General features: G+C 69.7%; 21 protein-coding genes. 15 read left to right on the top strand and 6 right to left on the bottom strand.

Annotated features, from left to right (window positions below; genetic code table 11):
- Positions 1-2: 2 nt before the first annotated feature.
- Entirely contained in the window at positions 3-734 is a 732-nt protein-coding gene (locus ASG48_RS07505; RefSeq protein ID WP_055847408.1) for a proteasome-type protease, read from the top strand.
- Between the two features lie 51 nt (positions 735-785).
- Here the strand turns inward: ASG48_RS07505 and ASG48_RS07500 are convergent, their stop codons facing one another.
- The gene (locus tag ASG48_RS07500) at positions 786-1,148 is read right to left on the bottom strand and encodes a DUF971 domain-containing protein (RefSeq protein ID WP_055848028.1); all 363 of its coding nucleotides are present in this window, start codon (positions 1,146-1,148) and stop codon (positions 786-788) included.
- A 121-nt stretch (positions 1,149-1,269) separates the two neighbouring features.
- Here ASG48_RS07500 and moaA point away from each other — a divergent pair, with 121 nt between their 5' ends.
- The 11 genes from moaA to ASG48_RS07445 all read left to right on the top strand — a co-directional run bounded on the left by moaA (position 1,270) and on the right by ASG48_RS07445 (position 9,842).
- Positions 1,270-2,313: a GTP 3',8-cyclase MoaA gene (gene moaA, locus ASG48_RS07495; RefSeq protein ID WP_082529303.1), complete on the top strand. Its 1,044-nt coding sequence runs from the start codon at positions 1,270-1,272 to the stop codon at positions 2,311-2,313.
- A gap of 4 nt (positions 2,314-2,317) precedes the next feature.
- The gene (locus ASG48_RS07490) at positions 2,318-2,791 is read left to right on the top strand and encodes a hypothetical protein (RefSeq protein WP_055847406.1); all 474 of its coding nucleotides are present in this window, start codon (positions 2,318-2,320) and stop codon (positions 2,789-2,791) included.
- A gap of 130 nt (positions 2,792-2,921) precedes the next feature.
- Positions 2,922-3,842: a DMT family transporter gene (locus tag ASG48_RS07485; RefSeq protein ID WP_244486811.1), complete on the top strand. Its 921-nt coding sequence runs from the start codon at positions 2,922-2,924 to the stop codon at positions 3,840-3,842.
- A gap of 14 nt (positions 3,843-3,856) precedes the next feature.
- Positions 3,857-5,113, top strand: a complete 1,257-nt coding sequence (locus tag ASG48_RS07480) for a multidrug effflux MFS transporter (protein ID WP_244486808.1) — start codon at positions 3,857-3,859, stop codon at positions 5,111-5,113.
- Positions 5,110-5,718: a molybdenum cofactor guanylyltransferase gene (mobA, locus tag ASG48_RS07475; RefSeq protein ID WP_055847404.1), complete on the top strand. Its 609-nt coding sequence runs from the start codon at positions 5,110-5,112 to the stop codon at positions 5,716-5,718. The genes ASG48_RS07480 and mobA overlap by 4 nt, the downstream gene beginning before the upstream one ends.
- A gap of 123 nt (positions 5,719-5,841) precedes the next feature.
- Complete coding sequence (locus ASG48_RS07470) at positions 5,842-6,639, top strand: ABC transporter substrate-binding protein (protein WP_055847401.1); 798 nt, start codon at positions 5,842-5,844, stop codon at positions 6,637-6,639.
- 84 nt (positions 6,640-6,723) lie between these two features.
- Positions 6,724-7,434, top strand: coding sequence for an ABC transporter permease subunit (locus tag ASG48_RS07465; RefSeq protein WP_055847398.1), 711 nt, complete (start codon positions 6,724-6,726; stop codon positions 7,432-7,434).
- Entirely contained in the window at positions 7,431-8,237 is an 807-nt protein-coding gene (locus ASG48_RS07460) for an ABC transporter permease (RefSeq protein WP_055847394.1), read from the top strand. Before ASG48_RS07465 ends, ASG48_RS07460 begins: the two co-directional genes overlap by 4 nt.
- Positions 8,238-8,304: 67 nt before the next feature.
- The gene (locus ASG48_RS07455) at positions 8,305-8,496 is read left to right on the top strand and encodes a hypothetical protein (protein ID WP_055847391.1); all 192 of its coding nucleotides are present in this window, start codon (positions 8,305-8,307) and stop codon (positions 8,494-8,496) included.
- A complete protein-coding gene (locus ASG48_RS07450; RefSeq protein WP_055847388.1) occupies positions 8,493-8,915 on the top strand; it encodes a type II toxin-antitoxin system death-on-curing family toxin in 423 nt (140 codons plus the stop codon). Before ASG48_RS07455 ends, ASG48_RS07450 begins: the two co-directional genes overlap by 4 nt.
- A gap of 57 nt (positions 8,916-8,972) precedes the next feature.
- Positions 8,973-9,842 (top strand): NAD(P)-dependent oxidoreductase, encoded by an 870-nt coding sequence (locus tag ASG48_RS07445; protein ID WP_055847385.1) that lies wholly within the window; start codon positions 8,973-8,975, stop codon positions 9,840-9,842.
- A 168-nt stretch (positions 9,843-10,010) separates the two neighbouring features.
- Here ASG48_RS07445 and ASG48_RS07440 read toward each other — a convergent pair whose 3' ends face one another.
- The 3 genes from ASG48_RS07440 to ASG48_RS07430 form a co-directional block, all read right to left on the bottom strand.
- Positions 10,011-10,496: an Lrp/AsnC family transcriptional regulator gene (locus ASG48_RS07440; protein ID WP_055847381.1), complete on the bottom strand. Its 486-nt coding sequence runs from the start codon at positions 10,494-10,496 to the stop codon at positions 10,011-10,013.
- A gap of 66 nt (positions 10,497-10,562) precedes the next feature.
- On the bottom strand, positions 10,563-11,195 hold the full coding sequence (locus ASG48_RS07435) for a uracil-DNA glycosylase family protein (RefSeq protein WP_055847377.1): 633 nt from the start codon (positions 11,193-11,195) through the stop codon (positions 10,563-10,565).
- Positions 11,195-11,806 carry a glutathione S-transferase gene (locus ASG48_RS07430; protein WP_055847375.1) on the bottom strand — a complete coding sequence of 204 codons (612 nt, stop codon included), beginning with the start codon at positions 11,804-11,806 and terminating at the stop codon, positions 11,195-11,197. Before ASG48_RS07430 ends, ASG48_RS07435 begins: the two co-directional genes overlap by 1 nt.
- 126 nt (positions 11,807-11,932) lie before the next feature.
- Here ASG48_RS07430 and ASG48_RS07425 point away from each other — a divergent pair, with 126 nt between their 5' ends.
- The 3 genes from ASG48_RS07425 to ASG48_RS07415 all read left to right on the top strand — a co-directional run bounded on the left by ASG48_RS07425 (position 11,933) and on the right by ASG48_RS07415 (position 14,412).
- Positions 11,933-13,441, top strand: a complete 1,509-nt coding sequence (locus ASG48_RS07425; RefSeq protein WP_055847372.1) for an ATP-binding protein — start codon at positions 11,933-11,935, stop codon at positions 13,439-13,441.
- A gap of 91 nt (positions 13,442-13,532) precedes the next feature.
- On the top strand, positions 13,533-13,712 hold the full coding sequence (locus ASG48_RS07420) for a DUF1289 domain-containing protein (protein WP_055847369.1): 180 nt from the start codon (positions 13,533-13,535) through the stop codon (positions 13,710-13,712).
- Positions 13,705-14,412, top strand: coding sequence for a TIGR02281 family clan AA aspartic protease (locus ASG48_RS07415; RefSeq protein ID WP_055847367.1), 708 nt, complete (start codon positions 13,705-13,707; stop codon positions 14,410-14,412). Before ASG48_RS07420 ends, ASG48_RS07415 begins: the two co-directional genes overlap by 8 nt.
- A gap of 9 nt (positions 14,413-14,421) precedes the next feature.
- On the opposite strand, the gene ASG48_RS07410 is transcribed toward ASG48_RS07415, so the two are convergent.
- On the bottom strand, positions 14,422-15,246 hold the full coding sequence (locus ASG48_RS07410; protein WP_055847366.1) for a sulfite exporter TauE/SafE family protein: 825 nt from the start codon (positions 15,244-15,246) through the stop codon (positions 14,422-14,424).
- 57 nt (positions 15,247-15,303) lie between these two features.
- The gene (gene dusA, locus ASG48_RS07405; RefSeq protein WP_082529332.1) at positions 15,304-16,344 is read right to left on the bottom strand and encodes a tRNA dihydrouridine(20/20a) synthase DusA; all 1,041 of its coding nucleotides are present in this window, start codon (positions 16,342-16,344) and stop codon (positions 15,304-15,306) included.
- Positions 16,345-16,510 lie beyond the last annotated feature (166 nt).

Raw genomic sequence — 16,510 nt, 5'->3', positions numbered from 1 at the left:
CCATGACTTATTGCGTTGGGCTTCTGGTCGACAAGGGCCTCGTCTTCATGTCGGACACCCGCACCAATGCGGGCATCGACAACATTTCGGTCGTCTCGAAGATGAAGACCTGGGAGGTGCCGGGCGAGCGCTTCATCTGTCTTCTAAGCGCGGGCAACCTCGCCACGACGCAGGGCACGATCTCGCTCCTGGAGGAGCGTTCCGTCGCGCCCGAGAAGCGCGAGCCGGCGATCCTCCAGCAGCCCTCCATGTTCCAGACCGCCAAGCTCGTGGGCGAGACGCTGAAGGAGGTCATCTCCTCCACCTCCGGCGCCGGGCAGAGCGCGGATTCCATGTTCTCGGGCACGTTCCTGCTCGGCGGCCAGATCAAAGGCGGGCGTCCGCGCCTCTTCATGATCTATCCCGAGGGCAATTTCATCGAGGCGGGCGCCGACAACCCGTTCTTCCAGATCGGCGAACATAAATATGGCCGCCCGATCATCATCCGCACCTACGATCGCGGCATGTCGCTCGACGACTGCGCCAAGCTCCTGCTCGTCTCCTTCGACTCCACCATCCGTTCCAATCTCTCGGTCGGCCTGCCGATCGACCTGCAGTTCTACGAGACCGACAGCCTGAAGGCCGGCTACCGTCGCCGCTTCGACCACCGCGATCCCTATTACCGGACGATCTCGGAAGGCTGGTCGAACTCGCTGAAGGACGCGTTCGACGCCCTGCCCGCCTTCCAGCGCTGATCGCGCGCCGCTTCCCGTTCTGCGGCGAGCGGCGGGGCGCGCCTGGGCCCTTCAGCGCTCGCGCGACAGGCCCTTGGCCTTCAGCTCGTCCAGATAGGCCTGCCACAGCGCCTCGCGCCGCTCGCCGAGATCGGCGAGGTAGCTCCAGGTGAAGAGGCCGCTGTCGTGGCCGTCGTCGAAGACGATGCGCACGGCGTAGTTTCCGATCGGCCTTATGTCGGCGATGGCGACATTCGCCTTGCCGCCGATCGTCTTGCGCTGCTCGGGCGAATGGCCCTGCACCTCGGCGGAGGGCGAGAGGACGCGCAGCATTTCCGCCGTCAGCCTGTCGCTCGCCCCGTCCGGCAGGACGACGGTGAGCGTGCGTCGGTCGGGCGAAACGCGCAGTTCGCGGGGCGCGGCACTCGCGGTCATCGGCATTTCATTCCTTCGTCCAATGGCTTGATGGGCGGCAGGCGCTTGACCTACCCCCCTGCCGCTTCCACATTCCCTGTCCAAGCAGACAGGAGGAGACCGCTCCACGGAGCGGATTGTCATGGACCTTTCGCAAGACATCAAGTCCGCCCGTCTCTTCCCGTCCACGCCGGAGATGATCGACCCGTTCGGGCGCGCCATCACCTATCTGCGCGTCTCGGTCACGGACCGCTGCGACTTTCGCTGCGTCTACTGCATGGCCGAGGACATGACGTTCCTGCCCAAGCGCGATCTCCTGACGCTGGAAGAACTCGACCGCCTGTGCAGCGCCTTCGTCGACAAGGGCGTGCGGCGCCTGCGCCTGACCGGCGGCGAGCCGCTGGTGCGCAAGAACGTCATGCATCTGGTGCGCGGCCTGTCGCGCCATCTCGTGGCCGGCACGCTGGACGAGCTGACGCTGACGACCAACGGCTCGCAGCTCTCGCGCTTCGCCGGCGAACTCGCCGATTGCGGCGTGAAGCGCCTGAACGTCTCGCTCGACACGCTCGATCCCGCCAAGTTCAAGTCGATCACCCGCTGGGGCGAGCTCGACCGCGTGCTTGCCGGCATCCGCGCCGCGCAGGCCGCCGGCATCAAGGTGAAGCTCAACGCCGTCGCCCTCAAGGATTTCAACGAGGACGAGATTCCCTCCATGATCGAATGGGCCCATGGCGAGGGCATGGACCTCACGCTGATCGAGACCATGCCGATGGGCGAGATCGACGAGGACCGGACCGACCGCTACCTGCCGCTGTCGGCCGTGCGGCGCAGTCTGGCCGAGCGCTACACGCTGAGCGAGATCGGCTACCGCACGGGCGGTCCGGCGCGCTATGTCGAGGTGGCCGAGACCGGCGGGCGGCTCGGCTTCATCACGCCGATGACGCACAATTTCTGCGAGAGCTGCAACCGCGTGCGCGTCACCTGCACGGGCACGCTCTACATGTGCCTCGGGCAGGAGGACGCCGCCGACCTTCGCACGCCGCTGCGCGCCTCCGAGGGCGACGAACTCCTGTCGCGGGCCATCGACGAGGCCATCGGCCGCAAGCCCAAGGGCCACGACTTCGTCATCGACCGCACGACGTCGCGCCCGTCCGTCTCGCGCCACATGAGCGTCACGGGAGGCTGATCGCGTGACGCCGCGCCCCCTCCTTCTGGCGCTCGTCGCCGGCGCGTCGCTTCTCGTCGGCGCCGCGAGCGCCGACACGTTCACCTACCGCAACGCCCGCTACGGGACGCAGGCGAGCTTTCCGGCCGAGGTCTTCCCGGAGCGCCTGCCCGCGCCCGAAGAGGAGGACGGGCTGGGCTGGGCGGCGCCGGACGGCGGCGAGCTCTATATCTACGCCCGCCCCAATGCCGGCGGAGAGACGCCGCGCTCGCTCGTCGCCGCACGGGCCGCGGACGACGACGTGACCTACCGGCGTTCCGGCGACAGCTGGGCCGTGGTCTCCGGCTATCGCGACGGCAAGATCTTCTACGAGCGCTACCTGTTCCGCGACCGGCTCATCCACTCCGTCACCTTCCGTTACCCGCCGAGCGCGCGCCGCGTCTACGATCCGCTCGTCGGACCCGTGACCCTGACGCTTCGCGCCCGCCCGATCGACTGACACCGCGCCGGCATTGGGCTATGACGGCCGGGCCGATGGACTTTTCCTGATCCCGCTGCGCTTGGCGCTCGCTTTCCCGGGCCTGGAACCGTAAGGCAGGCCTACTATCATCCATGTCCGAGTGCTTGCCTTGCCCGCCCGTCCCCCCGTCGCCACCTCCAACGCCAAGGCCGCGATCCTGATGCTCGCCTCGATGGCGGGCTTCATCGTCAACGACGTCTGCGTGAAGATCGCCTCGGCGGACCTGCCGACCTCCCAGATCATGGGCGTGCGCGGCCTGATGGCGACGCTCATCCTGTTGCCCCTCGCCGCCTGGCGCGGCTCGCTGCGCGCGCCCGGGCGCATGCTGGACAAGCGCGTGGCGCTGCGCACCGGCGCGGACGTGATGGCGAGCATCACCTATGTCACCGCGCTCGGCCTCCTGCCCATCGCCAACGCCACGGCCATCTTCCAGGCCCTGCCGCTCGTCGTCACCGTCGGGGCGGCGATCTTTCTCGGCGAGGCCGTGGGCTGGCGGCGCTGGACGGCGACGGCCGTCGGCTTCATCGGCGTCCTCCTGATCGTTCGCCCCGACGCGCAAGGATTCACCTTCGCCTCGACGCTCGTGCTTCTGGCCGTCGTCGCCTGCGCGGTGCGCGACCTCACCACGCGCGGCATCGACCAGACGATCCCGACCCTTCTCATCGCCACCATGACGGCGGCGGCGAACATGGCGATCGGCTTCGGCTGGTCGCTCGCCTCGGGCAGCTGGGTGCCGCTGGAGCTTCACACGCTCGGCATCCTCGCCTTCGCCGCCATCGGCGTCGCCTGCGGCTACGTGCTGATCGTCGGCGCCATGCGGATCGGCGACGCGGGTTTCGTCGCGCCCTTCCGCTATTTCATGCTTCTCTACGCCCTGATCCTCGGCGCTCTCGTCTTCGGCGAGTTTCCCTCGGCGCTGACGCTTGTCGGCGCGGCGATCGTCGTGGGAAGCGGCATCTACACGTTCGCGCGCGAACGCCGCGTCGGCCAGGTCCAGGCCGTGCGTTCGGCGACGAGCGTGCCCAGCTGAATCGGACGGTGGCCATGGACGATCTGCAGAGCGGCAAGGGGACGATGAACGTCTCCGACGCGGACGAGCGCCAGGAGGGTCGCGACGATACGTCCTTCGTGCGCCGGCCGGCGCTCGCCACCTTGATGATCGCCTCCGCTCTCTCGCCCCTCGCGATCAACATCTTCCTGCCCTCGATGACCTCGATCGCCCGCGACCTTCAGGCCGACGGGGCGACGATCGGGCTCGGCCTGTCGCTCTACCTCGTGGCGACGGCCGTGATCCAGCTGGTGGCCGGCCCGCTCTCCGACAAGTTCGGCCGCCGTCCCGTCATCATCGGCGGCATGGTGCTGTTTCTCGCCGGAACCGCCCTGTGCCTCCTGGCGCCGAGCGTGCATCTCTTCCTCCTCGGGCGCATCGTCCAGGCGGCGAGCGCCACGGGCATCGGCCTGTCGCGGGCGATCGTGCGCGACGTCTACGACCGGCGGCGCGCCGCCAGCATGATCGGCTACGTGACGATGGGCCTTGCCGTCGCGCCGATGGTCGGGCCGGCGATCGGCGGCATGATGGATGCCGCCTTCGGCTGGCGCAGCGTGTTCTGGCTGCTCGGCGCCCTCGGCGTCATGACGCTCGCGCTTCTCGTCTTCGACCTCTCGGAGACCAACCGCGACCGCGGCCGCCCGGTGCTGGCGCAGATGGCGAGCTACCGCGCGCTGCTCGGCGACCGCCAGCTCTGGGCCTATTCCGGCTCCTCCTCCTTCACCTCCGGCGTCTTCTTCGCCTTTCTCGGCGGCGCGCCTTTCGTGGCGGTCCATGTCCTGGGCATGACGCCCGCCGGCTACGGGCTCTGGTTCACGCTCTGCGCGCTCGGCTACATGATCGGCAACTTCATCACCGGGCGTTTCTCCGAACGCGTCGGCGTGAAGCGCATGATGGTGATCGGCTCGTCGATCAACATCGTCGGCGTCTCGATCAGCGTCGCGGCGGCCCTGCTCGGGTTCCTCGTGCCGGCCGCGCTCTTCGCGCCCATGCTTCTCGTGGGCCTCGGCAACGGCATGGCGCTGCCGTCCGCGACGGCCGGCGGCGTCAGCATCCGGCCGGACGCGGCGGGCGCGGCGGCCGGCCTGCTCGGCGCCCTGCAGATCGGCCTCGGCGCCGTCGCCTCGATCCTCGCCGCCCATGTCGCGACCGGTTCGTCCGGCATGCTCGGCCTCACGCTCGTCATGCTGGGCTTCGCGCTGCCGGGCCTTGCCTCCTCGCTCGCCGCGAGGTCGGGACGGCGCGCCGCGTGAGGCCGGCCGGGCTCATCCTGGCCGGCGGGCGGGGCACGCGCATGGGCGCCGGCCATCCCAAACCCCTGCGCCGTCTCGCCGGAAGACCGCTCGTCGCCCATGTCGCCGACGCGCTCTCCGGCAGCGTGGCGCCGCTGTTCCTCAACACGTCGGACGCCGAGGCCTATGCGTTTCTCGGCCTGCCCTGCGTGCCCGACCGGCGGGACGGTTTCCTCGGCCCGCTCGCCGGCATCGAGGCGGGGCTCATGGCGCTGGAAGAACGGGCGGGCGGGCCCGCGCAGCTTCTCGTCGTGCCCGGCGACACGCCCTTCCTGCCGAAGGACCTCGCCGCCCGGCTCGCCTGTTCCGGGTCCCGCCCTGCGATCGTCCGGTTCCGGGCAAGGCCGCAGCCGGCCGTCTCGCTCTGGCCGCTCTCGTTGCGCCCGCGCCTCTCGGCCTGGCTCGACGCGGCGCGGCCGCTGGCGCTCATGGCCTTTCTGGACGAGGCGACATTCGAGGCCGTCGACATCGGCGAGGCCCCCGATGCGCCCGGCGGCGATCCGTTCTTCAACGTCAACACGCCGGACGACCTCGCCCTTTGCGAGGCTCATCTGGCCCCTTCATAAATCACGTGCGTTCCGCAAGATGCCAATTGCATTCGCCGCCGAAACGGTGGCAGCATCGCCTTTACAATAGGCATGCATAGATCGGCGCCATGACGGAGTCGTCGTGCCATCCAAGAGGTTCTCATGCAGTTTCTGAAGTCAGTCGTCCTCGCAGCGTCCTTCGCTGCTCTCCTGTCGGGCACGGCCGCCGCCCAGAGCAGCGATGCCGACAAGGACTGGTCGACGATCCGGATCGGCACCGAAGGCGCCTACCCCCCGTTCAACTATCTCGATGCCGGCGGCGAGCTGAAGGGCTTCGACATCGACATCGCCAAGGCGCTCTGCGAGCAGATGAAGGTGACCTGCACCTTCGTGACGCAGGATTGGGACGGCATCATCCCGGCGCTGCAGAACGGCAATTTCGACGCCATCCTGGCCTCCATGTCGATCACGCCCGAGCGCGAGGCGCAGATCGCCTTCTCCAACAAATATTACCAGACCCCGCCGGCCATCGCCGTGCCCAAGGACTCGCCCATCACCGCCGCCACGCCCGAGGCGCTCGACGGCAAGGCGATCGGCGCCCAGACCTCGACCACGCACGCGCAGGCCGCAGAGGCCTATTTCCCGGACGCCGACGTGCGCCTCTATCCGACCGCCGAGGAATACAAGCTCGACATCGTCAACGGCCGCGTCGATGCGGTGATGGACGACGTGGTCGTGCTCACCGAATGGCTGAAGTCCCCCGAAGGGGCCTGCTGCAAGGTGCTCGGCACGCTGGCCGCCGACCCCGCGATCTACGGCAAGGGCGTCGGCGTCGGCCTTCGCAAGGGCGAGGACAAGCTGAAGGGCCTGTTCGACGCGGCGATCGTCGCCATCCGCGAGAACGGCACCTACAAGAAGATCCAGGACCAGTATTTCGACTTCGACGTCTACGGCCAGTAAGCCGCCTGCACGGACGGCGGAGCGAAGCCGGCAGCGCTCCGCCGTTCCGACACCCGCTGGGGTGATGCCGCATTGCGCGAGTCGATGGACACCTATCTCACGCTCCTCTCCTTCGGGCCGACCGGCTGGGCCGACGAGATCTGTCTCGGCATCCTCGTCACCGCCTCGCTGGCGCTGGCGACGCTGCCGCTCGGCCTCGCCGGCGGCTTCCTGCTGGCGCTGGCCAAGCAGTCGCAGGACAAGGCGCTCAATCTCGCCGCGCAGATCTTCACCACCGTGTTCCGGGGCCTGCCCGAACTCCTCACGCTTTTCCTGGTCTATTTCGGCCTGAACAACGCCCTGCGCACGCTGACCAGCGCGACGGGCCTGCCCGAGATCGCCCTGTCGAGCTTCGTCTCGGGCATGCTGGCGCTCGGCCTCGTCTTCGCGGCCTTCGCCAGCGAGGTGCTTCTCTCGGCCTTCCGCGCCATCCCCGTCGGCCAGACGGAGGGCGCCCGTGCGCTCGGCCTGCGCCCCTCGCGCATCATGCTCCTCGTCGTCCTGCCGCAGCTCGTGCGCATCGCCCTGCCGGGGCTCGGCAATCTCTGGATGAACCTCCTGAAGGACACGGCGCTCGTCTCCGCCATCGGCCTTGCCGACACGCTGCGCCAGGCCGGCATCGCCGCGCGCGTCTCGCGCGAGCCGTTCCTGTTCTTCGGGGTCGCCATCGTCGCCTATCTGGCGCTCACCATGCTGTCCTCGCTCGTCATCGACCGCATCGACCGGCGGGTGAACCGCGGCGAGCTCGCCCGATGAGCGCTCCGATCGCCGCGCCCTTGGCGCCGCCGAAGCCCCGCCCCGGCCTTGCCGGCCTCGTCGCGCTCGGCCTTATCGCGCTGGCCGGCATCGGCCTCGTCTACTACCTCGTCGAGGTCTGGAACCCGGAGCTCATCGCCCGTTACGGCCCGCTCTACCTGAAGGGCCTCGGCACGACGATCTCGCTCGTCCTGACCTCCTTCGTCTTCGGCGCGCTCCTGTCGCTGCCGATCGCCTTCGGTCGCACGGCCAGAAACCCACTGGCACGCGGGCTCGCCTTCGTCTTCGTCTACTTCTTCCGCGGCACGCCGCTCATCGCCCAGATCTTCCTCGTCTATTACGGGTTCGGGCAGTTCCGCGGCTTCTTCGAGGGCATCGGCCTCTGGTGGTTCTTCCGCGACGCCTGGTACTGCGCGGCCTTCTCCCTCTCGCTCAACACGGCGGCCTATCAGGCCGAGATCCTGCGCGGCGCGGTCGCCAGCGTGCCGCGCGGCCAATGGGAGGGCGGGCGGGCGCTCGGCCTGTCGCGCGGGGTGATCTTCCGGAAGGTGATCCTGCCCCAGGCGATGATCGTCGCGCTGCGGCCCTATGCCAACGAGATCATCCTCATGGTGAAGGCCTCCGCGATCGTGGCGATCATCACCGTCTACGACCTCCTCGGCGAGACGCGCCGCGCCTATTCGCGCACCTTCGACTTCCAGACCTATATCTGGGCGGCGGTCCTCTACCTCATGATCGTGGAAGCGCTGCGCCACCTCACCGACTTCGCCGAACGACGACTGACGCGGCATCTGAAGCGTTGAAGGCGGGCCTTGCTCCGCTACCCGCGGACGCGCCATGCTGCGCTCGGGACGAAAACGGACGCCGGCGATGGATCGCAGCAGGACGCCATTCTCGCACGAGCCGCATGAAGGCCGCCCCGCGGACGCCGACAGGGACGCCGCGCCGCGGCCGGACATGAGCGGGGCCACGCCGCGAACACTCGCCATCGACGAGGCGCGTGCCATGGCGAGGCGGATCTTCGAAGCCCGCCGGACCGTGTTTTCGGAACTGGCGAAATAGGCTCTCGGCTCGTTCCTCTCGACAAGTGGGTCGTGCTCGCCCTGCATGCCGACCAGCTGGCGCATTTCGGCGGAGCGCCGGGCCTTCGCGACGAGGGGCTCCTCGCTTCCGCCGTCGCGCGCGTCGGCAATCGCCTTCTCGACGGAGGCCGTGCGGTCTCCTTGTCCGAACTCGCGGCCTCATTGGCCTTCGGCATCATCCGGAACCATGCCTTCATCGACGGCAACAAACGCACGTCGCTCGCAGCCGCGCTCGTTTTCCTCGAAGCGAACGGGAAAGCGCTTCGGTCGTGCGACGACGATCTCCTGCGGACATGGCTGGACCTTGCCGCCGGCGATCTCTCGGAACAGGACCTCGCCCGCTGGCTCGAGCCACGCCTCGCCCCGCTCGATGGCCGCGGCGACGACGCGGGAGATTGACGCCTCTTCCTCGCCTCGCCTACTGCGACACGGGACCAATCGGAGCGAGGACGGATCATGGCGAAGGTCGCATTCATCGGGCTGGGCGTGATGGGCTATCCCATGGCCGGGCATCTGGCGAAGAAGGGCGGCCACGCGGTCGCCGTCTACAATCGCACCGGCGCCAAGGCGGAGAAATGGGCCGGCACGTTCGGCGGGCGCGCCGCCGCGACGCCGCGCGAGGCGGCGGAGGGCGCCGAAATCGTCTTCGTCTGCGTCGGCAACGACGACGACGTGCGCTCGGTCCTTTATGGCGAGGACGGCGCGTTCGCCGGGATGAAGGCCGGGGCGATCCTCGTCGATCACACCACCGCCTCCGCGCTCCTTGCCCGGGAGCTCGACGCGGCGGCGCGCGAGACGGGCCTGCGCTTCGTCGACGCGCCCGTCTCGGGCGGACAGGCCGGCGCCGAGAACGGCGTGCTGACGGTGATGTGCGGCGGCGCGCAGGAGGATTTCGCGGCCGTGGAGCCGGTCCTCTCGGCCTATGCCCGCATGGCCGGCCTGATGGGCCCGGCGGGATCCGGCCAGCTCGCCAAGATGATGAACCAGCTCTGCATCGCGGGCCTCGTCCAGGGCCTCGCCGAGGCGGTGCATTTCGGGCAGAAGGCCGGGCTCGACATCGAGACCGTGATCGGCGTCATCTCCAAGGGCGCGGCCGGCTCCTGGCAGATGGAGAACCGCCACAAGACGATGATCGAGGGACGCTACGACTTCGGCTTCGCGGTGGAATGGATGCGCAAGGATCTCGGCATCTGCCTCGCGGAAGCCCGCTCCAACGGCGCGAGCCTGCCCGTCGCGGCGCTGGTCGATCAGTTCTACGGCGAGATCGAGGCCATGGGCGGCAAGCGCTGGGACACGTCCTCGCTGCTGGCGCGCCTGTCGCGCTGACGAAACGGTCTCCCTGGCGCGTGGCCGGGCCGGCCACGCGCTAGCGATAACCGGATCCTCTATGGGCGGCCGGCGGGAGCCGGCATCGCTTCAGACAAGACTTGAAGACGCGCATCCGGACCGCGAACCGACGCGTCCAACCGATTCCACGCGCGCGGCAAATCGCATTCAGGTCTCGCGCGGCTCGCGGTCGAGGATCATGTAGTCGAGCGGCAGTTCGGTCGTGTATTTGATCTGCTCCATCGCGAAGGACGAGGAGACGTCGCGGATCTCGATCTTCTGGATCAGGCGCTTGTAGAAAGCGTCGTAGGCCGAGATGTCCGGCACGACGACGCGCAGGAGATAGTCGACGTCGCCGCTCATGCGGTAGAACTCGATGACCTCCGGAAATTCGGAGACCACTTCCGAGAAGCGTTTCAGCCATTCGTGCGAATGCGAGTTCGTGCGCACCGAGACGAAGACCGTGACGCGGGCGTTCACCTTCTCGGGATCGAGAACGGCCACGCGCCGGCGGATGACGCCCTCCTCCTCCAGCTTCTGGATGCGCCGCCAGCAGGGCGTCGTCGAAAGACCGACGCGCTTGGCGACGTCGGCGACCGCCAGGGTCGCGTCTTCCTGCAGCAGTCTGAGGATCTTCTTGTCCAACCGGTCCATCGGACGCTCCATGCAAGCTATGCCCCGTGGCATACAGGAGCCCGCACCGGATCGTAACCCGCCGGGCTAAATCAGCGTGGCCACCCACAGTTTGAGGGCCGGCAGGAGCTCGGCCTCGAAGAACGGATGGCGTTTGATCCAGGCGTTGTTGCGCCAGGACGGGTGGGGCAGCGGCAGCACCGCCGGCCGCCGGCCGGGCCGATCCACGAGCGCGCGCCAGTCCTCCACCGTCGCCGTCAGGCTCGGCCGGGCGTCGGCGCCCAGATGATAGCGCTGCGCATGGAGGCCGATCGCCAGCACCAGGTCCACCTGCGGCAGCGCCGCCATCACCCGGTCGTGCCACGTCATGGCGCATTCGCGCCGCGGCGGCCGGTCGCCGCCCTTGCCGTCGGGGCCGGGAAAGCAGAACCCCATGGGCAGGATGGCGACGCGCGAGGGATCGTAGAAGATCTCGGGCCCGATCCCCATCCAGTCGCGCAGGCGCATGCCGGACGGATCGTTGAAGGGCTTGGAGGAGCGGTCTGCGAGATTGCCCGGCGCCTGCCCCGCCACGAGCAGGCGCGCGGTTCCCGAAAGAGAGAGGATCGGATTGGGCGGGATCGGCAGCGGGCGGCCGAGCGGCGCGTCGCGGCACAGGGTGCAGCCGCGGATCCTGCGGGCCAGCGCCTCCGGGTCCTCGCCCGCGCCCTCGTCCCGCATCAGGCCGCAGCGCTCGGGCGGGCGGAGATCTCCGCGTGCCAGCGGCGCACATGGGCAAGCTGCTCCGGCAGCTCGATCCGCGCCGGCTTCATGAAATCGAGCGCGACGAGGCCGGTGATGTCGGCGATCGTGTAGTCCTCGCCGCAGACGAAGCGCGTGTCCGCCAGATGCCGGTCGAGCATTTCCAGCGCCTCGACGGCCTTGATGCGATTGGCCGCGCCCCAGTCGGGAAACTGGGGCACTTCCCAGTCCTTCATCGCCGGATGGGTGTGCCGGAAGGCCGCGGCGACGGTGGCGAGGAGCCCGAGTTCGAGACGCCGGTTCCACATCTCGACGCGCGCCTGTCCGATGGCGCCGGTGCCGAACAGCGCGGGCCCTGGATGGAGAAGCTCGAAATAGCGGCAGATCGCGACCGATTCGGTAAGGATCGTGCCGTCGTCGAGCTCCAGCACCGGCAGGCGCGCGAGCGGGTTGCGGCGCACGATCGCCTCGCCGCGATGTTCGAGCCGCGTCATGTCCACCGGCTCGATCGGCACCTCGATGCCCTTCTCGGCCAGGAAGACGCGCACGCGGCGCGGGTTCGGCGCCTTGCCGCCGTCGAAGAGCTTCATCGCGTCGTTCCCCCATCCGCTCGGCCGGCGCCCGTGCGCCTTCGCGGTTCCTTAAGGCACTTTTTTAAGCTTCTCGAAACATGATGGCGCAGTCCCGACCCCGCAAGGCGTGCGATTCGATCACCGATGTCCCTGGCGCCCCCGCCCACCTACGATTCGAAGCTGATGCCCCGGCCGCGCGCCGCGGGCGAAGGCGGCGAATTGGGGCGCACCCTGCAAGCGGCGCGCGACCGTCTCTCCTCGCGCGGCGGCCTGTCGCCCCGTTTCGACCGCGAGCTCCTCGCGCAGCACGCCGCCGCGCTGACCGCCGCGGCCATGGTGCTGCCGCTGCCGGTGGCGCTGACGGGCCTCGCGCTCTCGATCTTCACCGGGCCGCTTCCGGCGGGCGCCTGGGCGCTCGGCGCGCTCCTCGCCTATGCCGTGCTGATGGTGATCTGCCGCCAGTTCCAGGCGCAGGACCAGGCGACGCTCGATCCGCGCCGGTGGCGCCGGATCTTCCTTGTCGGCCACGCGGCGGTCGGCCTCTCCTGGGCCTATTTCGCGACGCTCGACTGCCAGACCTGCGGCCCGGCCGGCTTCGACCTCTTCCAGTTCTCGACGCTTCTGATCGTCATCGCGGTGACGGCGATGGTCTCCTCGCCGCTGCGCGCGGTCGTGCCGCTCGCCTTCGCGCCGGTGGTCGCCGCGCTCCTCCTCGAAGTGCTGCGCGAGCCCGAACCGCTTCTCGGCGCGATGAAGATCATCGTCGTCGCCTCCGTGCCGTTCTTCGCCGTGGTGGCCGAGCGTCTGCGCCGGGCGTCCATCGAGCGACTGAAGCATCAGGCGGAGAAGGACGAGCTGATCGCCGAGCTGGAGACCGCGCGCAATATGTCGGACGAGGCGCGGCGCCGCGCCGAGGAGGCGAACCTTGCCAAGTCGCGCTTCCTCGCCACGATGAGCCACGAGCTGCGCACGCCCCTCAACGCCATTCTCGGCTTCTCGGAAGTGATGGGCAACGAGATCCTCGGGCCCGTCGGCAACGCCGCCTACAAGGACTATATCGGCGACATCCACTCGTCCGGCCAGCATCTCCTCGGCCTCATCAACGAGATCCTCGACCTGTCGCGCGTCGAGGCCGGGCGCTACGCGCTGCACGAGGAGGCGATCGACCTGTCCGTCATCGCCCGCGACAGTCTCGGCTACGTGCGCCTCAAGGCCGAACAGAAGGGTCTGACGCTGAAGGCCGAATACGAGCCCGAGCTGCCCGCGCTGTGGGGCGACGACCGGGCGGTGCGCCAGATCGTCATCAACCTCCTGTCCAACGCGGTGAAGTTCACCCCGCGCGGCGGCGTCGTGTGGCTGCGCGTCGGCTGGACGGCGGGCGGCGGCCAGTACGTCTCGGTGCGCGACGACGGGCCTGGCATCCCGCCCGAGGAGATCCCGGTCGTGCTCTCCTCCTTCGGCCAGGGCTCGCTCGCCATCAAGAGCGCCGAGCAGGGCACCGGCCTCGGCCTGCCGATCGTCCAGTCGCTCGTGCAGATGCATGACGGCGAGTTCCAGCTTCTGTCGAAGCTGCGCGAGGGCACCGAGGCCATCGCGATCTTCCCGCATTCGCGCGTGCTCGAGGTGATGCCGGCCATCGAGGATTACGTCTGATCCCTCGAGGCCCGGCGGCGCTTGTGCGCGTGGCGGCCGGGCGCCATATCGAGCACGGAGCGCCCGAAGGCGCCGGGCACGGAAGGCGGACATGGCGATCGAGACACCCTGCACCAAGGTCTGCGTGCTGGACCCCGCAAGCGGCCTGTGCCGCGGCTGCGGGCGCACGGGTGCCGAGATCGGCGCCTGGGCCGGCATGAGCGCCCTGGAGCGGCGCGAGGTGATGGCCGCCCTGCCCGCCCGCATGGCCGGACGTGCCGCCCATGCGTGAGGTCCGAACCCCGCTCCTTGCGATCCTCCTTCTCCTTGCCGCGCTCGTGCTTCTCCTGGCGTCCGGCCGGGGCCCGGTGCTGGGGCTCGATCCCGACGGCTTCGCAGCGCTCGCCCGCGGCTCGGCCCTCGTCCTCTTCCTCTCCTCGGGCGTCCTGTACCTCGTGAGGACCGACATGGCCAGCGCTTTGAAATCCCTTGCGATCTGGGCGGCCGCCTTCGTGGCGCTGATCGCGCTCTACGCCTACGGGCCGGAACTCGGACAGGCGCGCGACCGCGTCCTCTCCGTGCTGGTGCCGGGCCGGGCGGTCGAGATGTCCGGCTCGGACGGGCGGCAGGTGCTGGTGCAGCGCGCCCGCGACGACCATTTCCAGGTCGACGGCGAGATCGAGGGACGCGCGACGCGTTTCATGGTGGATACCGGCGCCTCGGCGATCGCGATGGATGCGCGGACCGCCGCGCGCCTCGGCATCGAGCCGCCGCGCGGCGGCTACACGGCGCGCGTGCTCACCGGCAACGGCGTCGCCCGCGCCGCTCCCGTCACGCTGTCCAGCGTGCGCATCGGTCCGATCGAGCGACGGAACGTCGCCGCGCTCGTCACCGAGGGCGAAGGGCTCGGTACGGTCCTTCTCGGCATGAGCTTCCTGAACACGCTCACCTCCTACGATTTCCGCGGCGACAGGCTCGTCCTCACCGACTGAGCTTCCGAGCTAGAGAAGGCTCCAGGCGAAGCGCGCCGAGACGCTGAGGAGGAACAAGCCGAAGCCGACCTCCAGCTGCCGCTTGGACAGACGATGCGCCACCATCGCGCCGAGCGGCACCGCCAGCACCGAGAGCGGCGCGATGACGAGGAAGGCGGCGAGGTTGATATAGCCGAGGCTGAAGGCCGGCAGCCCCGGCTCTCCCCAGCCGCCGCCGACATAGCCGACGAGCCCGGGAAGGGCGATCAGCATGCCGACCCCGGCGCTGGTCGCGATGCCCTGCAGCAGCGGGCGCCCGTAGAGCGTCATGAAGGTGGTGGTGAAGACGCCGCCGCCGATGCCCATGAGCGACGAGAGCACGCCGACGCCGAGCCCCGCGCCCCAGCGGCCGGGCCGTCCCGGCAGGTCGGTGCCGAGCGCGAAGGGCATGCGGCCGATCAGGAGCTTCAGGGAAAGAAGCGCGGTCAGGATCGCGAAGGTCGCGCGCAGCTCCGCCGAGGAGGCCGCCGCCGCGATCAGGGCGCCGAGAATGGCCCCGACCGGCACCGGCACCAGCCAGTCCTTCAGGAGCGTGCGGTCCACCGCGCCGCGCTTGCCGTGCGCGGCGAGCGAGCGCACCGAGGTCGGCACGATGATGGCGAGCGAGGTGCCGAGCGCCAGATGCATGCTGACGGCGGACGAAGCCCCGAGCGCCCCGAAGGCCTGATAGAGCACCGGCACGTAGATCGCCCCGCCGCCGATGCCGAAGAGCCCGGCGAGGAAGCCGCCGACGAGCGAGGCCGCGACGAAGATCGCGAGGAACGGCAGGAGCGTGCCAAAATCGAGGGCGGCCATGGCGTGTCCGGGATGGGAGGGGACTGCGGCCGGTGCGCGCTGGCGCCGGCCGGCGGATCAGGCGGCCTGTCGCTCGTCGAGACGAACGGCGGCGAAGGCCTCGGCGATCAGCGCCGGCGAGGCGTCCGGCTTCGTCGCGCCCTCCGACAGGATCTGGCGGAAGCGGCGGGCGCCCGGCCGGCCGTGGAAGAGGCCCACCATGTGGCGCGTGACCTGCGCGAGGCGCCCGCCGGCGGCGATGTGGCGGCCGGCATAGGCGCTCATCTCGTCCATCAGCCGCGCCGCGTCGAAGGGCGCGGCCGCCGCGCCGAAGATCGCCGCATCGACGCCGGACAGGACGTCCGGCGTCTGGTAGGCCGCACGCCCCATCATGGCGCCGTCGAGCCCGAGCGAGAGCTGCGCCCTCGCCTCGTCCAGCGATTTCAGGCCGCCGTTCAGCCCGATGAAGGCCTGCGGCAGGCGGGCCTTGAGCCGCGCCACGCGGGCGTAGTCGAGCGGCGGGATCTCGCGGTTCTCCTTCGGGCTCAGGCCCTGCAGCCAGGCCTTGCGGGCATGCACCCAGAGGCCGGAGACGCCGGCGGACAAGGCCGCGTCCGCGAGATCGTCGAGCGCGAGTTCGACATCCTGCTCGTCGACGCCGAGGCGGCATTTCACCGTCACGCGCACGGGGCTCGCCTCGACCATCGCCGACAGGCACTCGCCGACAAGGGCGGGCTCGCGCATCAGGCAGGCCCCGAAGGCGCCGGACTGCACGCGATCGGACGGGCAGCCGACATTGAGGTTGATCTCGTCATAGCCGTAGTCGGCCGCGATCCGGCAGGCGCGCGCGAGCTTTTCGGGGTCCGAGCCGCCGAGCTGCAGGGCCAGCGGATGCTCGGTCTCGTCGAAGCCGAGCAGCCGGTCTCGGTCGCCGTGGATCACGGCGTCGGCGACGACCATCTCGGTGAAGAGCAGCGCGCGGCGCGTGAGCCGGCGGTGGAAGTAGCGGCAATGCCGGTCCGTCCAGTCGATCATCGGCGCGACGGCGAAGCGAGAGGCGGCGGCGGCATCGCGCGGGGCGTGCGCGGGCGGGGCGCTGGGGACGATCAGGTCGGGCATGCCTGCCTCATAGACCGAATCGCGCGGCGGCTCCACCTGGTCGCCCGCAAGCCGCGCCGGTCCTTGCCGCCGTGGCGCGCCCGGCGCCGCCCCTTGCCTGCGCCCGTCCGGCCCGCTATGGCCTTCGGCGACCGATGCCGCCCTCGCCCGCCGGGCGAGTGCGTTG

The sequence above is a fragment of the Aurantimonas sp. Leaf443 genome (genome assembly GCF_001425575.1).
Taxonomy (GTDB): Bacteria; Pseudomonadota; Alphaproteobacteria; order Rhizobiales; family Rhizobiaceae; genus Leaf443.
Note: the sequence above shows the minus strand (reverse complement) of the source record. Positions and strands in the feature narration are given on the sequence as shown.